The 25,899-nt window shown below is 47.2% G+C and carries 19 protein-coding genes and 2 pseudogenes; 18 read left to right on the forward strand and 3 right to left on the reverse strand.

Translation table 11 applies throughout. The features are described 5' to 3' along the window. Positions 1-5 precede the first annotated feature (5 nt). The 9 genes and pseudogenes from HMPREF1536_RS17755 to HMPREF1536_RS28385 form a co-directional block, all read left to right on the forward strand. Positions 6-1,022: a fimbrillin family protein gene (locus HMPREF1536_RS17755; RefSeq protein WP_028726715.1), complete on the forward strand. Its 1,017-nt coding sequence runs from the start codon at positions 6-8 to the stop codon at positions 1,020-1,022. A 24-nt stretch (positions 1,023-1,046) separates the two neighbouring features. Beyond that, on the forward strand, positions 1,047-2,060 hold the full coding sequence (locus tag HMPREF1536_RS17760; protein WP_157395707.1) for a fimbrillin family protein: 1,014 nt from the start codon (positions 1,047-1,049) through the stop codon (positions 2,058-2,060). A 14-nt stretch (positions 2,061-2,074) separates the two neighbouring features. Beyond that, a complete protein-coding gene (locus HMPREF1536_RS17765; protein ID WP_028726713.1) occupies positions 2,075-4,120 on the forward strand; it encodes a DUF4906 domain-containing protein in 2,046 nt (681 codons plus the stop codon). A 24-nt stretch (positions 4,121-4,144) separates the two neighbouring features. Next, the gene (locus tag HMPREF1536_RS17770) at positions 4,145-6,226 is read left to right on the forward strand and encodes a DUF4906 domain-containing protein (protein ID WP_157395706.1); all 2,082 of its coding nucleotides are present in this window, start codon (positions 4,145-4,147) and stop codon (positions 6,224-6,226) included. 6 nt (positions 6,227-6,232) lie between these two features. Beyond that, positions 6,233-6,514, forward strand: coding sequence for an HU family DNA-binding protein (locus tag HMPREF1536_RS17775; protein WP_028726711.1), 282 nt, complete (start codon positions 6,233-6,235; stop codon positions 6,512-6,514). Positions 6,515-6,840: 326 nt separating this feature from the next. Next, positions 6,841-7,335: a hypothetical protein gene (locus tag HMPREF1536_RS17780; protein WP_147337561.1), complete on the forward strand. Its 495-nt coding sequence runs from the start codon at positions 6,841-6,843 to the stop codon at positions 7,333-7,335. 189 nt (positions 7,336-7,524) lie between these two features. Continuing rightward, complete coding sequence (locus tag HMPREF1536_RS17785; protein WP_028726709.1) at positions 7,525-7,971, forward strand: HU family DNA-binding protein; 447 nt, start codon at positions 7,525-7,527, stop codon at positions 7,969-7,971. A gap of 44 nt (positions 7,972-8,015) precedes the next feature. Continuing rightward, positions 8,016-8,222: a hypothetical protein gene (locus HMPREF1536_RS17790; protein ID WP_028726708.1), complete on the forward strand. Its 207-nt coding sequence runs from the start codon at positions 8,016-8,018 to the stop codon at positions 8,220-8,222. Beyond that, positions 8,212-8,634, forward strand: a pseudogene (locus HMPREF1536_RS28385) (D-Ala-D-Ala carboxypeptidase family metallohydrolase); the annotation flags it as partial. The gene HMPREF1536_RS17790 and the pseudogene HMPREF1536_RS28385, both read left to right, overlap by 11 nt. Before the next feature lie 416 nt (positions 8,635-9,050). On the opposite strand, the gene pbpC reads toward HMPREF1536_RS28385, so the two are convergent. Then, entirely contained in the window at positions 9,051-11,348 is a 2,298-nt protein-coding gene (gene pbpC, locus HMPREF1536_RS17800) for a penicillin-binding protein 1C (RefSeq protein ID WP_052349792.1), read from the reverse strand. 248 nt (positions 11,349-11,596) lie between these two features. Here pbpC and rhuM point away from each other — a divergent pair, with 248 nt between their 5' ends. Together rhuM and HMPREF1536_RS17810 are read left to right on the forward strand one after the other, a co-directional pair. Beyond that, complete coding sequence (gene rhuM / locus HMPREF1536_RS17805; protein WP_028726706.1) at positions 11,597-12,409, forward strand: RhuM family protein; 813 nt, start codon at positions 11,597-11,599, stop codon at positions 12,407-12,409. Positions 12,410-12,448: 39 nt separating this feature from the next. Next, positions 12,449-17,983, forward strand: a complete 5,535-nt coding sequence (locus HMPREF1536_RS17810; RefSeq protein WP_028726705.1) for an alpha-2-macroglobulin family protein — start codon at positions 12,449-12,451, stop codon at positions 17,981-17,983. 315 nt (positions 17,984-18,298) lie between these two features. Here HMPREF1536_RS17810 and HMPREF1536_RS17815 read toward each other — a convergent pair whose 3' ends face one another. Next, positions 18,299-18,811, reverse strand: a complete 513-nt coding sequence (locus HMPREF1536_RS17815; protein WP_044191593.1) for a GAF domain-containing protein — start codon at positions 18,809-18,811, stop codon at positions 18,299-18,301. A 76-nt stretch (positions 18,812-18,887) separates the two neighbouring features. Between HMPREF1536_RS17815 and HMPREF1536_RS17820 the strand changes: the two genes are divergently transcribed. The 5 genes from HMPREF1536_RS17820 to HMPREF1536_RS17840 all read left to right on the forward strand — a co-directional run bounded on the left by HMPREF1536_RS17820 (position 18,888) and on the right by HMPREF1536_RS17840 (position 22,575). After that, complete coding sequence (locus tag HMPREF1536_RS17820) at positions 18,888-20,237, forward strand: MATE family efflux transporter (protein ID WP_028726704.1); 1,350 nt, start codon at positions 18,888-18,890, stop codon at positions 20,235-20,237. Positions 20,238-20,303: 66 nt separating this feature from the next. Beyond that, positions 20,304-20,597, forward strand: a complete 294-nt coding sequence (locus HMPREF1536_RS17825) for a nucleotidyltransferase family protein (RefSeq protein WP_028726703.1) — start codon at positions 20,304-20,306, stop codon at positions 20,595-20,597. After that, entirely contained in the window at positions 20,590-20,985 is a 396-nt protein-coding gene (locus HMPREF1536_RS17830) for a HepT-like ribonuclease domain-containing protein (RefSeq protein ID WP_028726702.1), read from the forward strand. The genes HMPREF1536_RS17825 and HMPREF1536_RS17830 overlap by 8 nt, the downstream gene beginning before the upstream one ends. Positions 20,986-20,989: 4 nt before the next feature. Further along, positions 20,990-21,631: a cytidylate kinase-like family protein gene (locus tag HMPREF1536_RS17835; protein ID WP_028726701.1), complete on the forward strand. Its 642-nt coding sequence runs from the start codon at positions 20,990-20,992 to the stop codon at positions 21,629-21,631. 173 nt (positions 21,632-21,804) lie between these two features. Then, positions 21,805-22,575, forward strand: coding sequence for a sulfide-dependent adenosine diphosphate thiazole synthase (locus tag HMPREF1536_RS17840; RefSeq protein WP_028726700.1), 771 nt, complete (start codon positions 21,805-21,807; stop codon positions 22,573-22,575). A gap of 101 nt (positions 22,576-22,676) precedes the next feature. Here the strand turns inward: HMPREF1536_RS17840 and HMPREF1536_RS17845 are convergent. Continuing rightward, positions 22,677-23,639 (reverse strand): annotated as a pseudogene (locus tag HMPREF1536_RS17845) (hypothetical protein). Positions 23,640-24,168: 529 nt separating this feature from the next. On the opposite strand from HMPREF1536_RS17845, the gene HMPREF1536_RS27160 reads away from it, so the two are divergent. Further along, positions 24,169-24,564, forward strand: coding sequence for a DUF6769 family protein (locus tag HMPREF1536_RS27160; RefSeq protein ID WP_225608016.1), 396 nt, complete (start codon positions 24,169-24,171; stop codon positions 24,562-24,564). 94 nt (positions 24,565-24,658) lie between these two features. Further along, entirely contained in the window at positions 24,659-25,885 is a 1,227-nt protein-coding gene (locus tag HMPREF1536_RS17850; protein WP_028726699.1) for an efflux RND transporter periplasmic adaptor subunit, read from the forward strand. Positions 25,886-25,899: the final 14 nt, after the last annotated feature.

The raw sequence follows: 25,899 nt of genomic DNA on the forward strand, positions 1-25,899 counted from the left end.
AAAACATGAAACAACTGACAACAACAATAACTATCGGCCTGTTCCTGCTGCTTCCTGTAGCCTGTACGCAGGAATACGGACAGGAACAGACAAGCAACGACGACATAACGATCAGCTTTATGGCTACGGCAGGTGCGTTGGCTACCCAAGCGGCCGCTGCGGGTAATAATAAATCACTGGAAACGGGAGCGAACGTCACGGTACATGCCTGGACGAGTGCTCTTTCTTCCGAGACATCGGAAAAACCTGCGCTTTCCAATATGTATACAGTCGATAATACGGAAGCAACGGCGGTGTTGAAGGAAACAGGCGGTCTTATGCAGGTACAAACTGGGCTGGATTATTATTTTTATGCCCTGTCGACCAATAGTGCAACGGATGCCGTGCCCACACCAAACGGCAGTCATCAGACAGCCACCCTTCGCAATGGGGTCGATTATCTGATGGCAGTAGCCAATATAAAAAGTAGTAGTGCTGATGTTTCTGTCTCCTTGCCTTTCCGTCATTTGGCAACCCAAATCATATTGACCGTAAAACCGGCAGCCGAGGGTGGCTATCTGTCTGCCGCAGCTCTCTCGGTCAGTATTGCCGATACTGATCCGACAGGCAGTTATATCGATTTGTCCGTCGGATCCGTCGGTCCTGCATTGATAACGGGGGGTGTTCCGGGCGATCTTCCCAACGGGCAGACAAAAAAGGCTGTCGCTGCAAACTCTCCGTCGCCTTCATCCGAATTTACTGTCTCCTTTATCCTTCTGCCGGTAACCGTTTCTACCCGGGGTATTCCGTTGAAGCTGGATTTTACCGATTTAAGCTTTGAATCTGGTAAAACGATAGTCTCTAAAAGTTATATGGCGAGTATCCTGCCGAAAACAAATGAAACACTCACATTGGAGGGAGGATACAGTTATGCATACGAAGTGACAATCGCGCGTTATGCCGCTTCATTCAGCCTGCCGACGATAATACCCTGGGAACAGTTTGGCGTGGATATGGATAAGATCGAACTGGATCCGAAATAATCAGCCTCAGAAATAAGTATGAATATGAAAAAGAGTAACAATATATGGATCGTTCTTTTGCTGCTGGCATCTTGCCGGCAAGATACAATCGTGCCGGACGGGAAGGAACTCTATCCGGTGACGTTCAGTCTGCCGGAAGTAGATGTAATGACCCGTGCAACAGAAGGCGAAGCACTAACAGAAGGTGAAACGCTGATGATAGCCGCTTATAACCCGGATACGAAAGAGATGGCAGGGAAAAGTCAATATGTGGTAATTTCCGGTGGCCTCGGATTGGCAAATGATGCGACACCCTTATATCTTTCTGCCGGGACCTACGATTTTTGTACGATGGTTCCGGGTACCGGTTTATCGGAGGATGGGCGTTTTATAACGGTTGCTGCCGGTGTGGATGCATTGGGGTCGGTTACCCGGGCACAGATGCTGCCGGAGCCGACAAGTGTTACGCTGAATAGCCTGGAACATTTGACTTCGCAAGTCAGTTTTACCGTACGGGTGGTGACGGCCAGTTCGCCGATCGAAACGTTTAAGGTGAAAAAAATTGTAGTGAATGGTATGGTAGCGGCCCAGGACAATAACTATAAGTTGCCGAAAAATGAGTGGGTGATGCCTGCAACGAACAATGGTACATTGACGATTGATAATAGCGGGGAGGATAAGTTTGAGTATTCAGAGGCTCCTGAAGGGAAAAACGGGAAACACTATAATACTCAAAAATATCCTTTGATTATTTTCCCCCGGGCTGCCGCTCAGTTTCAGGCTACCATCACATTAGATGTAAAAGAAACGGATGAGGAGGTAGCAACAGAGAAAGAGGTTGTGGCAACCATCAATAAACTGGCATTCGAGCCGGGCAAAAGCTATCAGTTTGAAGTGAATTATGGTTGGGATTTTGTCGGGTTTACGATAACGGTCACTCCTTGGAATTCGGTTAATAACGGTCAGAACGAAGTGGGAGGCGGGGAACAGGAAATCCAACATCGCTTTGAGGTTAATGAATGGGGAGATCTGGTAGAGTTGGGAGGAGATATAGGATGAAACAATGGGTTGCTATGTATTGCACATGGATGGCATGTTTTTTTGCCACCGGCTGTTCGACCGATGGTTGGGCTAACCATCCGGACGAAGGAATGGAGGAAGAGTGGGTACCGGTTTCTTTTAGCCTGCGACAAGAACCGCTTATGTCGATCGCATGTGTCGAGGGAATGACGAAAGCAGAACCGACGGTAGAGGAAAGAACAACCAAACTGGCTATTAATGACCTGACGGTTCTGCAGTTTGACTGGGATGGAAATACGGAAGGTGGAAACGATGGTTCTACTGTGAAATGTGTAACCTCGCGTTATATTCTTTCACCGGAACCGGAGGAGGGTGATATTTATTCCATTGGTTTGCGCTCTCAGGAAAATGAAGAACAATATATCGTGTTTATAGCCAATGCCGGAGCTAAATTCCAGAATTACGAGGGAAAAACGCTCGGAGCGTTCAGAGAGGAAACGGTGGAACTCGACCAGCAGACAATGAGCGAAGATAATATGATGATGATTGCGGCGGTGAAAGCCTCTTTTACTGCCACGGGAAATACAGGAGATGCCGTCGAGGTCAACCTGCAACGGTTGGTGGCGCGTATCAGTTTTACCTGGCAAAGGAAACTGACGATAACGGGGACGAAGTTTACTCCTTTAGCCATGAAAATAGGAAATGTGCCCAATAAATTGAAGTATGCCGACGGGTTTATCGATGCTACTACCGAAATGGATTATCCGGAAAAGGTTGCCGGTAATTTTAAAAACTATACTTCTATTGTTTCCGAACTCGAAGAGGGATACACCTGGTATATCCCTTTGAACCGGCATAAGGAGAAAGGGACAGGCAAAACGGCTTATGAAAAAGACGCAACCCATGCCCCTAATGATGGAGTAGGGTGTACCTATGTGGAACTGTCGGGTATCTACACCACTCCGAATATGCCAACCCAATTAGCCAGTTACCGGTTTTATCCCGGTGGGAATATTACCGACGACTATACGATCGAGCGGAATGGGGATTACGCTATTCATGCTGTTATAAAGGGGGTGAACTCGTTCGATAAACGAGTCTCGAAGCGCAATTTTAAGGAAATCGAACCGGCCAATTGTTTTGTGGTAGCCCCGGAGACTGACAACGAACTGTTGTTTAATCCTTATCAGGCTCCGGGTACGGACGTTGCCGGTACAGGAGTCGTGTATCAGAACCAGCTGATAAAGGATCGTTTCAGCCGGATATTCGGAGTGAAAATCCTTTGGCAGACAGTTGAGGGGTTGCTTCAGTCGGTATCACTTTCTCAGGGAATGGTCTCTGTTGTACCGAATGCAACCGGTGTTTCCGGAAATGCGTTGATCGCCGTTTACGACGAAGCCGGGACGATTCTCTGGAGCTGGCATATCTGGGTGACACCGTATGCCGGGGTACTCGATGGGAGTGGCACGAAAGGTAAAATACAGCAATATGCCGAATGCTTCTGGATGGATCGCAATCTGGGAGCATTGAGCACGACAAAAAGAGAAGAAGGTCCCCGCTTCTATTACCAGTGGGGAAGGAAAGATCCGTTTTATACGGGAAACGGGGTTATAGTTTCCGGGGGGATGGAGGTTAGTTCTGCTGATATGGGTACCGCTTTGAATATAGACCAATCGGTCGGAAATCCTACCGTGTTTTTCCTGAATCAGTCGACCAGCCTTTGGCATGGCGGAAATGCGTTGACTACCTTATGGACGGAATCGGGCAATAAGACGGTATTCGATCCGTGTCCGGCCGGCTGGCAGGTGCCTGCAAAAGCGGCATGGGATACTTTTAACTGGGGAGTAAACTTTTCATGGGATGTCTCTAGTGATTTGGGAGCTACCCGGAATGTCGACGGAGGGGAATTGCCTGCCTGGTATCCGAAATCCGGGCGGTTGGATAACACTTCGATGGGTTACAACGAAAGTTATACAAGTCTTTGGTCGGCCTCTTTCGGTGCCACAATGCCGTCTGTTTTTCAGTTTAATAATGGTATGTCTTCTACAACAGAAGTTTCCGGAGCCTGGGGAGCAGCCGTGAGATGTGTCAAACAATAAAGTGAGCAAAGAAGAGAAATGGATATGAAAAAGAGAAATAGAGTCCGGTTGATTGGTGAACTGTTTTTACTGATTGTCATTTGGGGCGCGTCTACGGGGTGTACGGAGGAGACCGTACAGCCGGAGCCGGGAACGGACAATCGCAAGGTTGTAAATATAAACTGCTGTTTGCAGGTGGATCCGTTGGTGGGAGAACCGGCCACCCGGGCAGACGGTGCAATGCTGGGCGGAGAAGGAACAACAGAGGCGGAGGCGGAAGTGAAGGATCTGACTGTTATACAGTTTGATGGAGATGGAACCGATGCGAATGTACCGATGGTTGTAGTCCGCACATTCAAGAATCCGAGATTGAATGAGTTAGTTATCGGCCTGATGCAGTCACCATCACAGGCTATTCAATTTCTTTATTTTATCAGCAATGTCGGTGATGTACTGGCCAATTTTACGGGAACACTTGCCGATTTGGAAGGAAAATTGTTGTCAATCAGTCGGGAGGGTAGTTTATCGGAAGGGATCGTTATGACCGGGATTGCGAATACAAATGTGGTTACCGGCCCCACTTTAGCGGTGAAATTGACCCGTCGGTTTGCGAAAATTCGTTTTACTTATAACACAGATAAATTGCCGAATGGAGATACTTTTGATCCGGTGTGGTTGCAGTTGCTGTCGGTTCCTCAGGCGATGACGTTGGGATCGACGTCGGAAACGACAGATACATCTGTCGGCTTTTCCGATCTCTATCCGGTTTTAAAAGATATAGAGAAGGGGTATGTGTGGTATATACCCGAAAACAAACGGGGAACGGGAAATAATACTACCGGTCAGGCAACCGGCAAGATTACAGGTAATGTTCCTGATTCGTATTGTACCTATATTTTGCTGGAAGGTAATTACACTACAAGCGGAGGAGAGAGTCGTAAAGTTTATTACCGCTTTTATCCGGGAGACGACGCGATCAATGATTTTAATCTGAAAGGTAACTATGTATATAATGTGGTATTAAATCTGACGGGTATGAATACCGGTGACGGTCGGGTAACATCGTCAACAATGGAATCGCTACCCGGAGCGAATTGCTATATGGCAGCACCCGGTTCGACACTGACCTTTAACCCGTATGAAGCAGCGGGTGTATATGTGGCTTCCACCAACTGGACATCGTATGCCGATCGGATGGGAACGAAAGAAAATGGTAAGATTGACCATGTCGGATTGGTCTGGCAAACGGAACCGGGATTGGTAAAGAATATCTACAACCTGACTTCCAGTGGAGAAATACGTTTGACCACAGATAATAAGCCAGGAAATGCGTTGGTTGCAGCCTATGATGTAAATAATAAGATATTGTGGAGCTGGCATATCTGGATAACGGATTACTCGGTGAAAAAGGTAGACTATAACACTATGACTGAAACTAGTGCAGCAGTTGATAATGGGTATGTTTATAAATATAACAACTATATCTGGATGGATAGAAGTCCCGGTGCGTTATCTAATGATCGTGCAAATGTCACCTGCTTTGGTATGTCTTACCAGTGGGGAAGAAAGGATCCGTTTGTTCCGGCAAATACGTTTGTGGAAAAGAGTACCCTAACACCTATGTTTGATGCGAATGGGGAGAGGGTCGAGACTACAGGAAAGCAGTTTGATGCAACTTTTGCGAATAGTCACGATATGTTTGATAATGCGATGCAGAATCCGCTTGCATTCATTTCGAATGCAGGTTTATGGTATGGTATGGTTGCGAAAAGTGATTTGTGGTCGTCGACAAAAACTTTTTTTGATCCCTGCCCGGCAGGCTGGTGTGTTTCTCCGGAAGCGGCAATTCCTGGTGGTGGCAATGTTAGTTATTATGGTAATCGTCAAGGCTTCTATATTACTGATACAGGATTGTTTTGGCCTTACACTGGTTTCAGAAATGCATCGACGGGTCAACCCGATGGTATTGGTGTGCAAGGTATATATTGGACTTCTACTTATATTGGTGGCTATTCATCCAGAACGTATGGAGGGAGAAAGGATTATCAGTGGGATACTAGTGCCGGCGGAACCCGCGCACATTCCGACGGTCAGGGAGTCCGTTGTGTAAAAATCAAAAACACTTAATAAACAATGAATAAGAATGAACTGGCCCGTGCCATCCAGGAAGCGCGTGGTTGCACGCAGATAGAAGCAACCGAATTGCTGAATATGTTTATCGAAGTATTAACAGAGCAGTTGTCGAAAGACAACTCCATCAACCTTCAGAGTTTCGGCACCCTCAAACCCTGGCCTCAAACCCTGCGCGACGGCCGCAACCCCAAAACAGGCGCAGTCGTCACCATCCCCCCGCGCATCAGCGTCAAATTCCGTCCGGGAAAATACTTGTTGGATGCGTTGAATAAGCAGGAATAGCTGAGTTTTAGGAAATATTGAGCTATCTGATTAGTGACTGATGGTAACCAGCTCCCCTCTTGAGAGGGGGTAGGGGGTGTGTAAATGCCAGTAGATAAAACCGGCAAAAAACATAGGGATGGTTTAAATATATTAATGTGTTATTAATTAAGGCCCGTTTATAGGCGGGATTATAACACACCCCCTTCCCCCTCTCAAGAGGGGAGCCAGTTACAACCGGTCGCTATTATCAAAGACTCATATCTGTCAAAATCTGAACTATTTCTCTGTACACATATACCGGAGTAGGAAAGGGAATTCTCCCATCCTGCTAAACGTTATATATAATGTATAAAGAACTAAGAGCATTGTTCGGAAAGGAAGCTCCTTCCGTCAGTAAGTTTGAAACTATCCTGAGTGATTTACCCCCTGTCAGACGTTTTTATTATCGTCGCCTTGCCTACAAAGTGGCCCTTTGCGAATGGGAATACCTGACTGTTCGTTACCAGATTTTCCTTACCCATTTCTTTACCCGCGACTGGCAGCGGACGCTCGATCATTTGCTGGAAAACACCGTACTCGGAACTTTACAGTTCGATCTTCAGGCATCGGATATCATCCTGCGTTTTATCGGCCAGATGGAAGTCTACGAAGCCGAACACAAACCGTCCACGGTGCATTTGTCCTTTTGCTATCAACTGGCATTCGGCCATATCAACTCCATCGAAACCCTTGGTGACAAATTGCGTAAGCAAACCCTCACAGCCGAAGACCTTAATTGGCTGAATAAGTGGACTCCCGTCACCAATGAGCCGGGTACACGCGAACCTCGTGTAAAATAAATATAAATGACAGGGAATATGACGGCGATAATATAAACGATAAGGTGATATTGCGTAGTTTACCTCTTGTAGCTTGTGTAATACTGTCGCTATTATCGAAGACAGGTCATAAACTCGTTCTCTTATCTTTGTTATGTGTTCGACAGCGGACATGTAACAAAGATATTATTCATTTAATACATTATTAGTATGGCAATGAAGTTTAAGTTGGTAACAAGAAAGAACATGGGACCGGATCAGAAAGAAGTACCGGAGAAAATCTATGCACAGATGGTGTGTGGCGATTATGTTCCTTTCGATGAATTTGTGGAAGAGGTAGCCGACAGTTCCGGCGTGGGTAGTGCGGGAGTGAAAGCGGTAATCGACCGTATGGTCGTTGTACTGGTACGCCACATGCAGCATGGACGAAGGGTACAGGTTGGTGAGTTGGGGCATTTTCGTTATAACTTCGGATCGGATGGTGTAACGGATGGGAAAGACTTTGCTACCAATATGATCCGCGAACCGAAGGTTCGTTTCTTTCCGGGGAAGGCGTTGCGTGTGGCTAAAGGACGTACGAGTTTTGAGAAAATCTCTCCTGACGATAAGAAAGAGGATGAAGGAGGGAATGAGGATGACAGACCGGTTATTGAGTAAACTGGCAGTAGACCGGTAGCGGTTAACAGTTAAAGTGAATGACTATGAAACGGTTGACGGTTCAGTTGATTATTGCAATCCTGCTCACATTGAGCGGGATTGTTCTCCTCTTCAGCGGATTCTGGATCGATCCTCAGGGATTGATCGATAACAGCGTATTGGTGGCTTTCGGTGAGATCAGTACGTTTGCGGGTGCCCTTTTCGGGGTTGATTATACCTATAAATTTAAAATCAATGACAATGGAAAGTAGAAGTAAAAAGACCGGGTTAAGTGAACATTTCACGCTGGAAGAGCTTACATATAGCCGTACCGCAGTAGAGAATGCAATAGCCAATGAACCGCCTGCTCAGGCAAGGGCTTCGTTGCAACATCTGGCAAATTGTCTACTGGAACCGTTGCGGCAATTATATAAGAAGCCGATCGCCATCCTGAGCGGTTACCGGAATAAAGAGGTGAACCGTTTGGTGGGTGGTGTGGCTACGAGCCAGCATGTGAAGGGGGAGGCAACCGATTGCTATACTCCCGAAGGTCCGGAGAAGTTGCTGGAACTGTTGATGCGGTCGGGCTTACCTTTCGACCAGGCGATCTTATACAAACACCGCCGTTTCCTGCATCTGTCATTGAAGCAATCCGGCAGGAACCGGATGCAGGTGCTTGTTTATATGGTTTGTGTTATCTGTTTGTTCACAGGGTGCGGGTTAAGGAATATACATCGATCGGAAAGTAATATCCGGTATGACTCCATCCGGTTCGATGGTGCCGATAGCTTGTTGTATCAAAGCCGTTCCATCCTTTGTGACTCGCAATTATGGGAATTGAAACAAACCGTTTATCTTCCACCTGACAGTTCGGGCAGGCAAGCCCTGCAAAGTATCACCGTCGCTCGTCTCCGGCAGGTTAGAAACCAAACAGACAGCTTGTCTGCTATCACCACCACACAGCAATCCTATTCCGCACTAACCACAGAAAATAACCAAAAACAAGAATCCCGCCGCTCCACAAATATCAGTCTCCCGATCTTGGTCATAGTTGGTTTTTGTTTGTTGGCCGGAGGCGTGCTCATAAAAATGTATAGGGGTTACTTTACCTCGAAAAGTATCTTGCGCTGATTACCCCAGTTGTCGATCAAGGTAAGCAGGTGTTTACCGGATTGCACTGAACAGGCGATCTGGTGGTTGTTGGTGGTTTCTCCGAGATAGGTGTCGTCGAGATGCCAGTAAATGGTAGCATCTTGGCGGGCATGGGCGGCTTTAAAGATGAACTTCTCCTGTTTGCCGGAAAATCCTTTTGGTAAGTATAGTATGGCGTTATGCTCCGGATAGATCAGTTCGATCTGTTGGCTTTGTGTCTGTTCACATCCCGGTTTGATAGGGGGGAGCGGGATGTAGTCGATATGGTAGTTGCGATAATAATATTCCTGCGAGGGGGGCAGGACGAACCAGGGACGGGTAATCATCCGGTCTATCGACTCGCAGGAGCTGTTCACGCGGAAACGTCCGTCGGCCGACAGATGTATCAGTTTATGATAAGGGCATATCGGGGTGTTGATACCGGAGCGGGGAATATATAAGCTATCCACCTGGTCGCATATCTGTGAGGCTTTGTGTCCGCTGCTGCGGCATATAGCGGTTTGTTCCAGTTCATCGTAAGGCATATCGAACCATCCCCCTCCGGGTAGCAGGGAGAAGAGGTCGAACAAGACGGGGGCGGCATTTCCTACACCGGTTAGCCCCGGACGGCCTTCCCCCGAAGCATTTCCTACCCATACGCCGACCACATAGCGGGGAGTCGTTCCGACTGCCCAGGCATCACGCCCGCCGTAGCTGGTCCCTGTTTTCCAGGCTATCTGTTTCATCGATTCAAACTGTTGCCAGTCGGCTTCTTCTTCCGGACGGTTCAGGGCGGACATGGCTTCGTAAGTGAACCAGATGGAAGCGGCAGACAAAAGCGGTTTGTCGGTAAGGCGTTTATCCGTAATCGAACGGATCGGGTTCTTTTCCTTATTCGGATAAGGAGTCAGCGGGTGGATATCCTGCGGGTTATACCGTCCGTTATATGGGCGGTAGTGGGTAAGAATGCGGGATAAGGAAGCATACATTCCTGATATATCCCACAAGGTTCCTTCGGCACCGCCCAGGATAAGCGAAGCCCCGTAATGTTCTTCCGAAAAGCGGAGCGTAGTCATTCCCAAGGCCTTTAGTAAAGCCATGAACCGGCCTGTATTGTATTGCGACAGCATACGAACCAAAGGTACATTCAGCGAACGTTCGATAGCCCGGTGGGCAGGGACGGCTCCGTTGAATGTCTTGTTGTAGTTCTGCGGCATAAAGCCATTGATGTTTAACGGGACATCGGATACGAGGGTAGAGGGTAATATCTGTCCGTCGTGCAACATTCCGGCATAAAGGAAAGGCTTCAGGATACTGCCTGTACTGCGGGGAGAGGTGATGATATCGACTTGATTTCCCCGTTTCTCGTTTGCCCGGAAACTGGCGTTGCCGGCATAGGCCAGCACTTCTCCGGTTTCTACATCGGCAATGATGGCGGCCAGGTTATGGATATGGTTGGAGCCGAACTCGCGGGCGTAACGGTTGACCAGTTCCTGTGTCTGCTGCTGCAGGGAGTAGTGCACAGAGGAAGTGATACGTGTTCCCGGAGCACTGGCGGCAAGCCGTTCGAGCAAATGGGGAGCTTCGTCGGGCAATGGGACTGGGGCTTCGGGCAATGGCTCCATGCAGGATAGCTCGTATTCGGTGTTATCGAGGATTCCTCTGTTTTTTAATGTGAGCAGCAGGTTATCCCGTTTTGCCTTCAGCTGTTTGCGGTTTCGTCCCGGATGGATCAAGGCGGGGGAGTTCGGCAATACGGCAAGGGTAGCGCTTTCGGCCCACGACAGATCGGCGGCACTGCGTCCGAAGTATCGCCAGGCGGCTGTTTCGATGCCTACAACGTTTCCACCGAACGGGGCGTGGGAGGCATACAGGTTGAGTAATTCTTTCTTGCTGTGGGTCGTTTCCAGAAAGAGCGCCCAACACATTTCGATACTTTTCTCATAAACGTTACGGTCGCGGTTACCTCTTGCCAGGCGGGCGAGTTGCATGGTCAGCGTACTGCCTCCGCTTACTACCCGGTGATACCGGACATTCAGATAGACTGCACGCAGGATAGCTGCCGGATCGACTCCGGGATGGTAAAAGAAATACCGGTCTTCGTACGTTGTCAGGCAGGTAATGAATTTATCCGGCAGTGAGTCCGTTGCCGGAAACCGCCATTGACCGTCCGGAGCAATGCGGGCCCCTAGCAGATTGCCTTCGGATGAATAGAGCAGGGTGGAATAGGGGACAGGAAACAGGGTACGGGGAACCAATAGATACATTATCCCCCACAAAAGAACAATCAACAGCAAAAAGAAAAGAAGTATCTTTTTACGGTTCGCTTTGAGTGAGGTAATTAGTTTGGTTGGGTTCATCTTATTTGAACAGTTCTGAATGTACTCGTTTTTAGTTATCAAAGATAAAGATAAAAACTGAAAGAGAGGAGCGAATGTGCTTTGTAGTGGAATTAATTCTTTATATTTGTAGTACGATTGTACAGACTAAATCCCAGAAGTTAAATTCTTACTTTATGGAAGAAGAGAAGAGTAACAATAAAAAGAAGTTGCAGATACGTAATAGTACTGCGGAGTTCCTTATTTTTCAGCTTCAAGATAAGGAAGAAGGTGTTGAAATAGTATATAAGGATGAAACATTGTGGGTCTCTCAGAAAGCAATGTCAATTTTGTTTGATGTAGATAGAACTGTAATAACTAAACATCTGAAATCAATATTTGATGCTGAAGAATTAGATAAGGACTCAGTATGTGCAATTTTTGCACATACTGCGGAAGATGGTAAAATATATCAAACACAACATTATAATCTCGATGCCGTAATCTCTGTTGGTTATCGGGTAAATTCGGTTCGTGCCACTCAATTCAGGCAATGGTGTACAGCTGTTCTTCGTCAGTTTGCTATTCATAGGCATACTGCTGCTGAATTAATAAGGGAGAGAGCCAATGCAGAAAAAGAACATATGGGGTTAACTACGTGGGAAAATAGTCCGAATGGAAAGATTGTGAAGACTGACGTTTCTATTGCTAAGAATTATCTGAAAGAGGCAGAGTTGGACGATATGGGGCATCTGGTAAATGCATTTCTTGATTTGGCAGAAAGTCGTGCTAAGCGCCATATTCCTATGACTATGGAAGACTGGGCGAAGCATTTAGACCGTATCTTAAGTCTCGATGACCGGGCATTGTTAAGCGATAATGGAAAAGTCAGTGCAGAAGAAGCTAAAATGTATGCAGAGTCGGAGTTTGAGAAATACCGGATTGTGCAGGACCGTCTTTTTGAATCCGATTTTGATCGGGAAATAAAAGGGTTATTCGATAAAGAGTAACTCCTGTGTGTTAAGTAGTAACCGTTAATTGAAAGAAATATGGCAAGGTATCTTTATTTGGTGTGTTTATGCTATATGCTATGCCTGTTTAGCAGTTGTAATACAAAGAAAGCCGGGGGAGAGGCGGAAGAACTGCCTTTCAATCCGCATGTGGAAGCATTCACTTCCGGTAAGATATCCCGGTATACGCCGGTCTATCTGATCTTCAACCAGGATATCGCTCAGGATAAACTGAAGAGTGACCAATTGAGTAAACTTGTCCGTATCAAGCCCGAGGTGGCCGGAGAGTTCTCTTTTGAAAACAGCCGGACTATCGTATTCAAGCCGGCGAAAGGCTTTGAACGGAATACTTCCTATAAGCTGACCGCCAACCTTTCCGAATGGTTCGACGTGACCGGAAAAGACAAGGAGTTTACATTCGAATACTCAACCTTCCCCCTGGCGCTTCGTGCCAACCTGGAGTCGATGGATATCAATGCAAAGAATGAGAACGGCTACGATATAGTCTGTACCTTGCTTACCCCGGATAAGGAAACACCCGAGACGATCGAACCGCTGGTGCGCTTCTCCGAGAAAGCGGATGCAGTATGGCAACACAGTCCCGACGGGAAGAAACATCAGGTTACTTTACAGAACGTACAAGCCGGAAATGACGGTGCGCGTACGCTTACCCTCTCCGTCGCTCCGAACAAGCTGGGAGTGGCAGAAGACAAACTCCTCTCCGTCAGTGTGCCGGATATGAACGACTTCGATGTCTATGACGTGACTTATGTAACAGAGCCGGAGCGTTATGTCGAGGTAACATTCACCAAAGACCTCGATTCCTCACAAGATATGCAAGGGCTCGCTTTTATTGCCGGAAATACTTCCGAGACTGTTAATGTGGAAGGAAACCGCCTGCGTTTATATCCCGACAACCAGCGTAAAGGCGTTATGAATGTGCACCTGACCCGCCAGATCCGTAGTAAGAACGGGTTGACACTGAAGGAAGACGTTACCCGCCAGATCGAGATAAATACCTCTTTGCCCGCTGTTAAGTTTATCGGCCAGGGAGTGGTCATCCCGCAATCGACGGAACTGCTCGTTCCTTTCCAGGCCGTTTATCTCCGCGGGGTAGTGGTTCGCGTCATAAAGATACTGGAACAGAATATCGGCCAGTTCCTGCAAGTCAATAACCTGGACGGAACTTCCGACCTGATGCGTGTAGGCCGCCTGGTTGCCCGTAAGACCATCTTCCTGGATGAAGACGGCAGCGACCTTTCTGTGTGGAACACTTACGCTATCGACCTGAAGAAACTGATGGAGCCGGAACCCGGAGCCATCTACCGTGTAGAACTATCCTTCAATAAAGACCTGTCGGCTTACCCGTGTGACGACTCTGTGAAGGTATCGCGCGAACAACTTCTGGCCGAAGACGAGATCAAGTTTAAAGAGGAAAGCTCCCGTTTCGACGATGGTGGTTACTACTATTACAACGGCGACTTTAACTGGAACGATTACAACTACAACGACCGGAATGATCCCTGCTCAAACAGCTACTATTATAATAAGGTAGAAGGAAAGAACGTACTGGCTACCAATCTGGGACTGATCGCAAAAGCCGGCGAAGACAATGAAATGACTGTCCTGGTGCATAACCTGATCAGCACGAATCCCGAAAACGGTGTCGAAGTATCTGTCTACAATTACCAGAACCAGGTATTGGCTTCCGGTACGACCGACGGTAAAGGAGAGGTGAAGCTGAAGATCGCTTCCGGCAAACCTTTCTATATCATTGCTTCCCTCGGTTACCAACGTTCGTACTTGCGTGTGGACGGAGGGGCGGCACTGTCGTTGAGCTCGTTCGATGTCTCCGGAGAAGTGGTGCAGAAAGGCATCAAAGGATTCATCTATGGCGACCGTGGCGTATGGCGTCCGGGCGATACGCTTTTCCTCAGCTTTATGCTGAACGACCGGGCGAAGAAACTGCCGGCCAACCATCCGGTAGTGATGGAGTTGTATAATCCGCTGGGCCAGCTTTATCTGCGTAAGACACAGACGCGCGGCGAACTGGGTGTTTATTCCTTCGCTATGCCAACCGAACCGGATGCGCCTACCGGAGCCTGGAACGTAAATGTAAATGTTGGCGGTGTCAGCTTCACTAAACGTCTGCGCGTGGAGTCGATCAAGCCGAACCGTCTGAAGATAGACCTGTCTATGCCGGAAAAGACATTGCTGAGGGGTGAACCTCTTGACGGGCGCCTGCATGTGGAATGGTTGCAGGGAGCTACGGCAAGAAACCTTAAATACGATATCCAGGGAACCTTTATATCGACCCCGACTACCTTTAGCGGCTATAAAGATTTCTATTTTGACGATCCGTCGAAAGTCTTTAACAGTGAAGAAAGTAAACTGATCTCCGGTACAACCGACGAGAAGGGAGATGCAACGGTACAAGCGAAGTTCGAGATCGGTTCGACTGCCCCGGGTATGTTGATGGCTAACTTTGTCACCCGCGTTTACGAAGAATCCGGCGATTTCAGTATCGATGCCAACCGGATGTTGTATTCTCCTTATAAACGATATGCCGGTATCAAGTCGCCGCAACAGACACGCGACCAACTGAATACCGGAAGCAACTATACGTACGAAGTCGCTTCGACCGACTACCTCGGAAAACCGCAGGCAGGCACCGAACTCGATGTCCGGATTTATAAAGTATACTGGTACTGGTGGTGGAGTTCGGACAATAGCAGCCTGGCCAACTATGTATCCGACTCTTATAACAAGCCGGTGAAAGAACTGACTGTGCGCACCGGCGAGAATGGCAGGGGCACTTTCCAACTCTCCTTCAGCAATGAGGAATGGGGTACTTATTTTATCTCCGTAAAAGATAAGGAAAGCAAACACTCGACCGGCGTAATGAGCTATTTCGACTGGCCTTATAACGAAGGACGCCGCAATGCCGACGGTAGCGAGTCGGCCAATATGTTGAGCTTCAAGACCGATAAAGATAATTATAAACCGGGTGAGAAACTGGTTATCACCATTCCGTCCGCTAAGGGAAGCCGTGCCATTGTCAGCATCGAGAACGGTACGAAGGTGCTCTCCGTTACCGAACATACCTGCGACGACCAGCAGACAACGATCAAGCTCGACGTAACAAAGGAGATGCAACCGAATGCCTATGTCTATGTCACCCTGTTGCAGCCTCACGGCATTACGCAGAATGACCTGCCGATCCGTATGTACGGCGTAGTACCGTTCACGGTAACTTCTCCGGAAAGCCATCTGTATCCGCAGATAAAAATACCGGATGAGATTAAGCCGGAAGCCAATTATGAAGTGACCGTCTCGGAAAAGGACGGCCGCGAAATGGCTTATACGCTGGCTATCGTAGACGAAGGGTTGCTCGACCTTACCCGTTTCCGTACGCCCGAGCCCTGGAAGGCATTCAATGCCCGTGAAGCGTTGGGAGTAAGCACCTGGGATATGTATAACTATGTGGTCGGTGCCTATGGCGGACGTATCGAGCAATTGTTCAGTATCGGTGGCGACGATGCGTTGAACAAAGGCCCGAAAGCGATCGTCAATCGTTTCAAACCCGTGGTACAGTTCGATGGGCCGTTCTTGTTGAAGAAAGGGGAGAAACAGCGTCATACCTATACGATGCCGAACTACAACGGCCGTGTCAAGGTGATGGTAGTGGCCGGAAACGGTGAGGCGTACGGACATGCCGACAAGAGCGTATTCGTACGTAAGCCGGTCATGCTGTTGGGCACTCTGCCCCGTGTGATCGGTGTAGGCGAGGAAATGGTGGTTCCCGCCACTGTCTTTGCTACTGAGAACGGAGTGGGTGACGTTACTGTCTCGATCAGCTGTTCCGGTAATATGGAGGTGATGGGGGCCGCTACCCAGCAGCTTAACTTCACTAATATAGGCGATAAGCAGGCATCGTTCCGTATCAAGGTGAAAGACCAGCCGGGTGCCGGACGGGTAACCATTACGGCTTCGGGCAAAGGGGATAAGTCTGTTTATACGACGGATATCGAGATACGTTCGGTAAGCCGTCCGCAAGTCAAGGTATTGCCTGTAACGCTCGAAGCGGGTAAATCCTGGAAAGAAACAGTCAAACTACCCGGAACGGAAGGAACTAACTCGCTGACGTTGGAAATGTCGGATGTTCCCCCGTTGAATCTTTCTTCCCGTCTGTCGTACCTGATCGGATATCCGCACGGATGTGTGGAGCAGATCACATCCAAAGGTTTCCCGCAACTGTATGTCGGCGAGTTTGCCGCGCTGACGAAACAACAGCAGAACACGACTGAAAATGCCGTGAAAGAGGTAATCCGCCGCTTGCGTTCTTACCAGACCGTAGACGGAGCCTTTTCTTACTGGCCCGGTGGTACGAGCAGTAACGGATGGGGTACGGTTTATGCAACGCACTTCCTGTTGTCGGCCGAAACGAAAGGGTATCTCGTTCCCGACGGAATGAAGCGCAATGTATTGAACAACCTGCGCCGTGTTGCCCGCGACTGGAAACCGGTGACTACCTATTATTCCCGTTCGGAAGAAATGACACAGGCTTATCGTTTGTACGTGCTGGCTTTAGGACAGGCACCGGAGGTAGGTGCGATGAACCGCCTGAAAGAGAATAAGTCGCTTGCCCCGATGAGCCGTTGGCTGCTGGCTTCCGCTTATGCGCTGGTGGGTCGTACCGATGTGGCAAAAGACCTGATCGGTAAAACAACCGAGGTGAAAACCGATTACTCCGATTACGACCTGACGTTCGGTAGCGACCTGCGCGACCAGGCGATCCGCTTGATGACGTTGACGTTGCTGGGTGACGGTAAAGAAGCTGCTGTTCTGACCCGCGATATCTCGAAAGTCCTTTCGTCGGATGACTGGCTGAGTACGCAGTCGACTGCTTTCGCTTTGGTTTCACTCTCTGAATATATGGGTAAATATAAGGTGTCCGGTACGATGGACTTCTCGTATGCCTGTGCAGGAAAGAGTGACAAAGTAAGTACTACCAAGAATATCTGGACGGAAGTCCTGCTGGATAAGGCCGGAACTTCTGCTTCCGTGGAACTGAAAAATACCGGTAAGTCTACCTTGTTCGCCCGCGTTATTACCGAAGGTATTCCGGCGCAGGGCAAGGAAGAGGCTTATGCAAACGGCATCTCGCTGGCTGTTAGCTATACCGATCAGGACGGCCGTGCAGTGAATGTGGCTGACTTGCCGCAAGGAACGAACTTCATCGCAGTCGTTACCGTGAAGAACCCTACCGCCCGCGGTATCAACAATGTGGTACTGACGGAAATATTCCCTGCCGGTTGGGAGATACTTAATACCCGCTTCCTCAATGAAGGGGCAACGGATAACAAGACTATCGGGGTAAACTATCAGGATATCCGCGACGACAAAGTGTATAGTTATATCGACTATCTGCCTTCCGGCCGTCAGGTAACGGTAAAGATCAACCTCTGCGCCGTCTATCCGGGTCGTTTCTATCTGCCGCCTGTTTATTGCGAAGCAATGTATGATAACCTGACCCGTGCGAATACGGAAGGGAAGGAAGTCGTGGTAGAGTAGGCTGGTCTTAGTGACACTAGTGCCAATCGTGCCACTATAGTACTTTTATCTGTTATTAAAGTTAAGGTAATATGTAATTGGTTGTAATTTAATTAGATAGATGTTGTGGTTCTTTTTTGTTACACAGCCTTTAGGATATAATACCTCCCTTGACCGGACATGCTAAAGACAGGAAACAATAAAGATAGTGTCTATAGGCACAAGTGGCACTAGTGTCACTAACTATCGAAAAAAGCATACGCTTTTCTGACTAAGAACGTACAGTTTTAGCCGGAAAAGCGTACGCTTTTATTAATGATTTGCCGGGGATGCTATTTAATAATAGAGAAAGGCTTCGTGTCCTGTCTGGGGATAGGTAGCCGAAAGCATTTTGCATATGCTTTCCAGATACGAGGCGTCCGTCTGGTCGAAACTATTCAGGGTATCGCTGTCAATATCGAGTACAGCAACAACTTTGTCGTTGTGAATAACCGGTACTACGATCTCCGATTTCGAGTCGGAACTGCAGGCTATATGTCCGGGGAACTGATCCACATCCGGTACCACCTGTGTACGTGCCTCTTCCCATGCCGTACCGCAAACGCCTTTCCCCCGGCGGATACGTGTACAGGCCAATGGCCCTTGGAAGGGAGCAAGTACCAGCACATCCTCTTTTACCCTGTAAAAACCTACCCAGAAGAAGTTGAAGGTCTGCTTCAACGCGGCTGCTATGTTTGCCATATTGGCTATCACATCCGTCTCACCGGCCAGCAACGACTCTATCTGCGGGAGCAACGTCTGGTATTGTTGCTCCTTATTTCCATCACTTACGATTAAATTCTCTGCCATCTTTTAAACTATTATAGTAAAACAAAGGTAAAAATTAATCGTAAATATCCGTACCTTTGCACATCAATTGGTTTTTATGGCAAAACAAAACTCTCCTCTGGTACTCGGTACCGAACGTATTGGAAAGCTGCTTACGCAGTACGCAATTCCGGCAATTATAGCCATGACGGCTTCTTCGCTCTATAACATGGCAGACAGTATTTTCATCGGACATGGGGTTGGCCCGCTGGCTATCTCCGGTCTGGCCCTGACCTTCCCGCTGATGAATCTGGCGGCGGCTTTCGGCTCGCTGGTAGGGGTGGGGGCTTCCACGCTTGTGTCTGTCAAGCTCGGTCAGAAGGATTATGACGGGGCGAATAAGGTGCTGGGCAATGTGCTCGTACTGAATGTGCTGCTGGGGCTGGCCTTTACCTTTGCATTTTTATTTATGCTTGATCCGATCCTTTACTTCTTCGGGGCAAGCGAGCATACGATAGCTTATGCTCGTGACTATATGGAGATTATCCTGTATGGTAACGTTATTACCCACATGTATCTGGGATTGAATGCCGTGCTACGTTCGTCCGGTTTCCCGAAACTGGCGATGTATGCAACGTTGGCTTCGGTCGTGATCAACTGTGTGCTGAACCCTATCTTTATCTTCGGCTTTGATTGGGGGATCAAAGGCTCGGCCTGGGCAACGGTCATCTCGCAGGTTATTTCGCTGACGGGACAGTTTATCCATTTCTCCCGTCCGACGCAGTTGCTTCATTTCAAGAAAGGGATTTATAAGTTGAGGAAAGAGATCGTAAAAGGTATTCTTTATATCGGGATGTCTCCTTTCCTGATGAACCTCTGTTCCTGCCTGATCGTGATCCTGATCAACCGCGGGTTGAAGGAGCATGGCGGCGATATGGCGATTGGTGCTTACGGTATCGTGAACCGTATTATTTTCCTGTTCGTCATGATCATAATGGGCTTCAACCAGGGAATGCAGCCGATTGCCGGATATAATTTCGGTGCCCGTTTATATCCCCGTGTGACGGAAGTGACGAAGCTGACTATGAAGTGGGCTATCGGGGTGGCTACGGCCGGTTTCCTGTTGTGCCAGTTGTTCCCGACCCTGATCGTTCATATGTTTACGACGGATGACGAGCTGGTGAAAGCGGCTGTGTTTGGCCTGCACATCGTGTTTGCCGTCTTCCCGATCGTTGGCTTCCAGATGGTGGCGACCAACTTTTTCCTTTCGATCGGTATGTCGAAGAAAGCGATCTTCCTGTCCCTTACCCGGCAAATGTTGTTCCTGATCCCTTGTCTGATCATCCTTCCCCGTTTCTTCGGAACCTTGGGTGTCTGGATCAGTATGCCGGTAGCCGATACGATCGCCACGGTGGTCACGGCTCTTGTACTGGTTAATCAGTTCAGGAAGTTCAAGGAGCATAATTAAGTGGATTATCTGCTTGTAAATAAAAATAAGAAATCCTATCTTTGTCTTGTTACGAAATAGTTCATTATGAAAACAAAGACAGAATATTTGGAACTGCTCCGTTTGTATAAGCAACAAATGGCAGAGCGGTATGGCATTATCCGGCTTGGGATATTCGGTTCTGTGTCTCGTAATGAGCAAAAGGAAGATAGCGATTTGGATGTTTGTGTGGAGATGAAAGAACCGGATGGTTTCATCCTTCTGAATATCAAATACGAACTGGAAGATTTGCTGAAGTGTAAAATAGATATAGTCCGTTTGCGTGATAATATGAATGCTTTACTGAAACGGAATATAGATAGAGACGGAATCTATGTGTAAAGAAGAGATTGCATTATTATTGGAGCAAATAAGAGACTCGCTGGCTGTAGTCATGGAGAGGGCTCTTGTCGTAAAGACTGTGGAAGACTTTACACATTCTGCTGATGGAATGATGCGTCTCGATAGTATTTGTATGCAATTGGTAACTGTAGGTGAAGCGATAAAGAATATAGACAAATATACGAATAAAGAACTTTTCCCCCGATATCCTTCTATTGACTGGAGAAGTGTAATGGGATTACGGGATATAATTGCTCATCAATATTTTAATGTAGATGCAGACATTATCTTCCGTATAGTAAAAGTAAATATACCGGAGTTACTGATTGTAATAGATCATATTATTGCAGATCAAAAGGAAGAATCCTTAAAAGAAAATACTGAATAAGTTTATGGATAACAAAATCATATTGACCATTGGCCGTCAGTTTGGCAGTGGTGGTCGTGAGGTAGGGCAGAAGCTGGCTAAGGCGTTGGGAATAGCTTATTATGATAAGGAACTGATGGCTGTAGCTGCTAAGGAAAGTGGTTTGAGTGAGGAATTTTTCGAAAAGGCGGACGAGCGTGCTTCCAGTGGGTTGTCTTATGCCTTTACGATGGGATATTCGTATATGGGGATGTTCACGCCTTATAATGATATTCTTTCCAACGACGGATTATTCAAGTTCCAGAGTGATGCCATCCGTAAACTGGCTGCCGAGCAATCATGCATACTGGTGGGACGTTGTGCCGATTATATCCTGCGTGATGATCCGGATTGCCTGAGTTTCTTTATCCATAATAATATGGAGAACCGTATCCAGCGTATCCTCGAGTACCAACCCGTAACCGTGGAGCAGGCAAAGGAACTTATGGCGAAAACCGACAAATCACGTGCCGCCTACTATAATTATTATACCAATAAGGAATGGGGAGTAGCCTCGTCCTACAACTTCTCTATCGACGTATCTGTATTGGGTGTAGACGAAACCGTCGAGTTCATGAAAAGTTTTGTTGAACGGAAAATGGAGAAACGGCCGCCGCATTTCGGATAATTTACTATCTTTGCCGCTGACTTATCATAGGGGTGCCTTAATATACAGGCTGAGATTATACCCATAGAACCTGCCCGGGTAATGCCGTGAAGGGAGAATCGGTAGAATTGCTAAATAAAGGAGAGCTTAACCTCTATGTGCTCTCCGATGTTTAAACACTAATTATTATTGTAATGGAACAAATCGTTTCAACAGGAATTATTGACTCTTATTTTGCAAAACTGAAGAGCAATTTATCAATTGACGTGGCTATCGTTGGTGGTGGTCCTTCTGGTATCGTTGCAGCTTATTACCTGGCAAAAGCTGGTAAGAAAGTAGCTCTTTTCGACCGTAAACTGGCTCCCGGCGGAGGTATGTGGGGCGGTGCCATGATGTTCAATGATATTGTCGTACAGGAAGAAGCGATGCCGATCGTGAAGGAGTTGGGCGTTACTTATCACGATGCAGGTAACGGCACTTATATTATGGACTCGGTTCATACTACTTCGGCTCTGATCTATCAGGCAACAAAGGCCGGTGCAACGATCTTCAACTGCTATTCGGTAGAAGATGTGGTGTTCCACAATGATGCCGTAGCAGGTGTTGTTGTAAACTGGGCCCCTGTTATCCGTGAGGGTATGCATGTAGACCCGCTGACTATTATGGCGAAAGCTGTATTGGAAGGTACAGGACATGACTGCGAAGTGGCACGCACAGTTGCCCGTAAGAACGATATCCGTTTGAATACCCCGACAGGCGGTGTGATCGGCGAACGTTCACTGAACGTAGAGCTGGGCGAACAAACCACAGTAGAGAATACAAAGGAAATCTATCCGGGATTATTCGTTTCCGGTATGGCAGCTAACGGCGTAAGCGGTAGTTTCCGTATGGGGCCGATCTTTGGCGGTATGCTGATGAGCGGAAAGAAAGCAGCCGAGCTGATCTGCGAAAAGCTGGATAAATAATACGGAATAACAAGGTATTATAATACAAAAGGACGGTCATCCTGTTTTTGGGATTTCCGTCCTTTTCTGATATAGTAACATAAAAACTTACCTATGTCCTGTTACATGTTCTCTACAATCTCCCGTTGTTTCTTGAAAAACTGTATTCTTTGCATCTCGCCGCTTTCGGAGATCATAGTCGAGAACTTCCTGAGCGACTGAACCTATTCCTTCATGCTTTTACACATGTCTTTATCTCTCGATGTGATCGAGTTGATCGAAAATATCCGGATCAGGCTCAGCTGCAAGTTGGATGTTTCCACATAGCTGTAAGTCGCTTCGAAGTTGATGTTGGAGATATAGATATGTACATCTTTCCCTGTATCGAACTTCCCTTTGGAAGCTATTGCTTCCAGGTCGTCCAGTAACTGAAGAAGATCGGCCTGCAGGTTGGTCACTTCTTCATCCGTAATCAGATGGATGCTGGCAAAATATTTAATGTCGTTTACCAGATAGTGAAACATCATACAATCCCAGATATAATTCGTTGTCTGTATGTACTGCGTTGCTTTGACAAAGTCTTTTTGCACCTGCTTTAGCTCGTCCGAGATAGTTAACTCGGAGAAATACTTTACACAGTTCACCTTTTCATTCTGGTACATCCATTTGAATAAGCGGAACTTCGACAAGTTCTCATATTGCAGGTAAAAAGTCTGCGGAATCATATTCGATGCCGTGCTCAGTTCTGAAGTCGGATCGTCGTGCAACGCTTCAAAGACTTCAAGATAGTGGTCAAGAATAGTATAATACGTTTTGATAGGATCTGAATAATGTAAAAGATTCAGGTCGAACATCGCGTTGTTAGTATAACTTATACCCACGATCTGGTCCAGTGAAACTCCCATCTTCTTAGAAATGATAGAAGCTTCGTTGAGTGTGAAAGGAACTTCACCGCGTAATCTGCGATACACGGCTTCTTTTCCTATATAAAGGATATCCATCAGCGTATTCGCCAGGTTTACGCCATCAGGTATTTTATTCTTCATCACCTCAATCAGGTTTGTATTTAATACATCTGTATTCATTACCAAATTCTCCCTTTTAAAAATATATATGTTCATTAATTAAACAATATACGGGACGTAATGTTTCGGAAAACGCAACAAACATGTTTGCGACCACGTGGATGTTGCGAATATCTGACAAGCGGGTGCGGAGATTATACGAATAAGAAATAAGCGGGATGCAAAATACCTTATATCCGAAATAAAACTCCCGTTTTTGCTTAGTAAATTCGCATATCTCAATGAAAGAGAGATAATGATGGTTTGGATGGATAGTTATTATCGCTTAATATTAAACAAAGTGATTGTGAATTGAGATAGCATTAGAATGGATGAACTTTATTTTATTTTAGTCTTAGATTTTTTGTTTATAAATTATTTGACCTAACCAAACATTTGCTTGTATAATCAGAATGAGTAGACCACTAGTGCTAATACCATGAACAGCTGCCCGGCTGAGAGGTGACCTCTCGGCCGGGTTTTTTTATGATATATCTTGCATTTGCCATTGAGTTGCAAAATAAACTTCCTATTTTTGCAGCATAAAGTTATGAAAGCGAAAGAAAAGATAGTCCGTTATGTCATGTTGCTGGCAAGTATTGTCATGCTGCTGTCGGTGGTGATACCTCATCATCACCATAGCAACGGGATGCCTTGCTTCAAGTCGCTGACTACCGATACCCACAGTCATAAGAGTGCTTCTTCGCACGATTGCGGGTGCAACGGGCACAATCTGGTACTCTTTACTTCATTGCTTTCCCATGCGAGTGATCTCGATGTCAGTCACTTGCTTTTCCCTTTGCAAGTTTTATTTGATTATATTAACCCTCCTGAACCGGCCTTTTGCGGACATCCTTTTGACCGAGGCCGAGCCTTTTATATTGAGTCCCTGCACGATACGTGGATAACGTGTGCAAGTGGCCTGCGTGCCCCTCCTGTGTTGTAATTGCTATGGATCAGAGCGAACCTTATTCGCTTTCCGGTGTTCTATCAAAGCGCCGGACTAATATTTATTTGCATTAATAACACATTATAATACAATGAGAAAGATATATTTATTGTGGGTTTTATGCGCCTACGTACTTGCAGGCTGTAGCGGTGGAGCTACTAAGCAGGAAGAGCATAATCATGATCATGAAGCACACGAACATGAAGAAGGACACGACCACGATCACGAGGGACACGATCATGAACATGAGGGTCACGATCATGGAAAGGAAGCGGCGACTACTGCTGCACATTCCAATGAGATCATTTTCAAAGAAGAACTGGCTAAGGCTGTCGGTTTGCAGACAAAGGTCGTGGAACCGGCTCCTTTCACGGATGTCATAAAGACAAGCGGAAGCATACTGGCTGCCCAGGGTGACGAAACAACCGTTGTAGCCACTGTGCCCGGTATCGTTACTTTCGGAAACTTATCGTTTGTAGACGGTGCTGCCGTACGTAAAGGGCAGGCCATTCTGAGCCTGGCCTCTAATACGCTTTCGGATGGTAACGTAGCCGCCCGTGCCAAATATGCCTACGAGAATGCGAAGAAGGAGTATGAACGTATGGAGCAGTTGGTTGGCGATAAGATCGTTTCGGCCAAAGACTTCGAGCAGGCTCGTCTGAACTATGAAAATGCAAAGGTGGCCTATGAAGCGGTTGCCGGAAAGCAAACGGCGAACGGTGTATCGGTCGTATCCCCGATGAACGGTTATCTGAAGAACCTGCAGGTGAAGGAAGGAGATTATGTGGCAGTGGGACAGCCATTGGCAACGATCTCGCAGAACAGCCGCCTGGTACTTCGTGCCGAGGTTTCGGAAAAGTATTATCAATATCTTCCGGCTGTTCAGTCCGCTAACTTCCGTACACCTTATGATGATAAGGTCTATAAGCTCTCTGATCTTCACGGGCGCATGCTCTCTTTCGGAAAAGCGTCGGATGCCAATTCATTCTATATCCCTGTGACTTTCGAGTTTGATAACAAAGGAGCCGTTATACCCGGTTCGTTTGTGGAGATCTATCTGCTGACTTCTCCGATGGAGGAGGTGCTGAGTGTTCCCGTTTCCTCTTTAATAGAGGAGCAGGGTGTTTACTCCGTCTTTATCCGCCTGGATGAAGAAGGTTATCAGAAGCGGGAAGTGAAACTGGGTGCCAATAACGGTTCGGAAGTACAGATACTCTCCGGATTGAAACCGGGTGAAAACGTGGTTACACAAGGTGCCTATCAGATCAAACTGGCTTCTGCATCCAATGCTATTCCGGCTCATACGCATAATCATTAATGGGAGGAGCCTTA

This window comes from Parabacteroides gordonii MS-1 = DSM 23371, from assembly GCF_000969825.1.
GTDB classification, from domain to species: Bacteria; Bacteroidota; Bacteroidia; order Bacteroidales; family Tannerellaceae; genus Parabacteroides; species Parabacteroides gordonii.

Excerpts from the sequence above, each read along its gene's own strand:
- HMPREF1536_RS17755 (WP_028726715.1), top strand. The coding sequence starts at position 6 with ATGAAACAACTGACAACAACAATAACTATCGGCCTGTTCCTGCTGCTT.
- HMPREF1536_RS17760 (WP_157395707.1), top strand. The coding sequence starts at position 1,047 with ATGAAAAAGAGTAACAATATATGGATCGTTCTTTTGCTGCTGGCATCT.
- HMPREF1536_RS17765 (WP_028726713.1), top strand. The coding sequence starts at position 2,075 with ATGTATTGCACATGGATGGCATGTTTTTTTGCCACCGGCTGTTCGACC.
- HMPREF1536_RS17770 (WP_157395706.1), top strand. The coding sequence starts at position 4,145 with ATGAAAAAGAGAAATAGAGTCCGGTTGATTGGTGAACTGTTTTTACTG.
- HMPREF1536_RS17775 (WP_028726711.1), top strand. The coding sequence starts at position 6,233 with ATGAATAAGAATGAACTGGCCCGTGCCATCCAGGAAGCGCGTGGTTGC.
- HMPREF1536_RS17780 (WP_147337561.1), top strand. The coding sequence starts at position 6,841 with ATGTATAAAGAACTAAGAGCATTGTTCGGAAAGGAAGCTCCTTCCGTC.
- HMPREF1536_RS17785 (WP_028726709.1), top strand. The coding sequence starts at position 7,525 with ATGGCAATGAAGTTTAAGTTGGTAACAAGAAAGAACATGGGACCGGAT.
- HMPREF1536_RS17790 (WP_028726708.1), top strand. The coding sequence starts at position 8,016 with ATGAAACGGTTGACGGTTCAGTTGATTATTGCAATCCTGCTCACATTG.
- pbpC (WP_052349792.1), bottom strand. The coding sequence starts at position 11,348 with ATGTATCTATTGGTTCCCCGTACCCTGTTTCCTGTCCCCTATTCCACC.
- rhuM (WP_028726706.1), top strand. The coding sequence starts at position 11,597 with ATGGAAGAAGAGAAGAGTAACAATAAAAAGAAGTTGCAGATACGTAAT.
- HMPREF1536_RS17810 (WP_028726705.1), top strand. The coding sequence starts at position 12,449 with ATGGCAAGGTATCTTTATTTGGTGTGTTTATGCTATATGCTATGCCTG.
- HMPREF1536_RS17815 (WP_044191593.1), bottom strand. The coding sequence starts at position 18,811 with ATGGCAGAGAATTTAATCGTAAGTGATGGAAATAAGGAGCAACAATAC.
- HMPREF1536_RS17820 (WP_028726704.1), top strand. The coding sequence starts at position 18,888 with ATGGCAAAACAAAACTCTCCTCTGGTACTCGGTACCGAACGTATTGGA.
- HMPREF1536_RS17825 (WP_028726703.1), top strand. The coding sequence starts at position 20,304 with ATGAAAACAAAGACAGAATATTTGGAACTGCTCCGTTTGTATAAGCAA.
- HMPREF1536_RS17830 (WP_028726702.1), top strand. The coding sequence starts at position 20,590 with ATGTGTAAAGAAGAGATTGCATTATTATTGGAGCAAATAAGAGACTCG.
- HMPREF1536_RS17835 (WP_028726701.1), top strand. The coding sequence starts at position 20,990 with ATGGATAACAAAATCATATTGACCATTGGCCGTCAGTTTGGCAGTGGT.
- HMPREF1536_RS17840 (WP_028726700.1), top strand. The coding sequence starts at position 21,805 with ATGGAACAAATCGTTTCAACAGGAATTATTGACTCTTATTTTGCAAAA.
- HMPREF1536_RS27160 (WP_225608016.1), top strand. The coding sequence starts at position 24,169 with ATGAAAGCGAAAGAAAAGATAGTCCGTTATGTCATGTTGCTGGCAAGT.
- HMPREF1536_RS17850 (WP_028726699.1), top strand. The coding sequence starts at position 24,659 with ATGAGAAAGATATATTTATTGTGGGTTTTATGCGCCTACGTACTTGCA.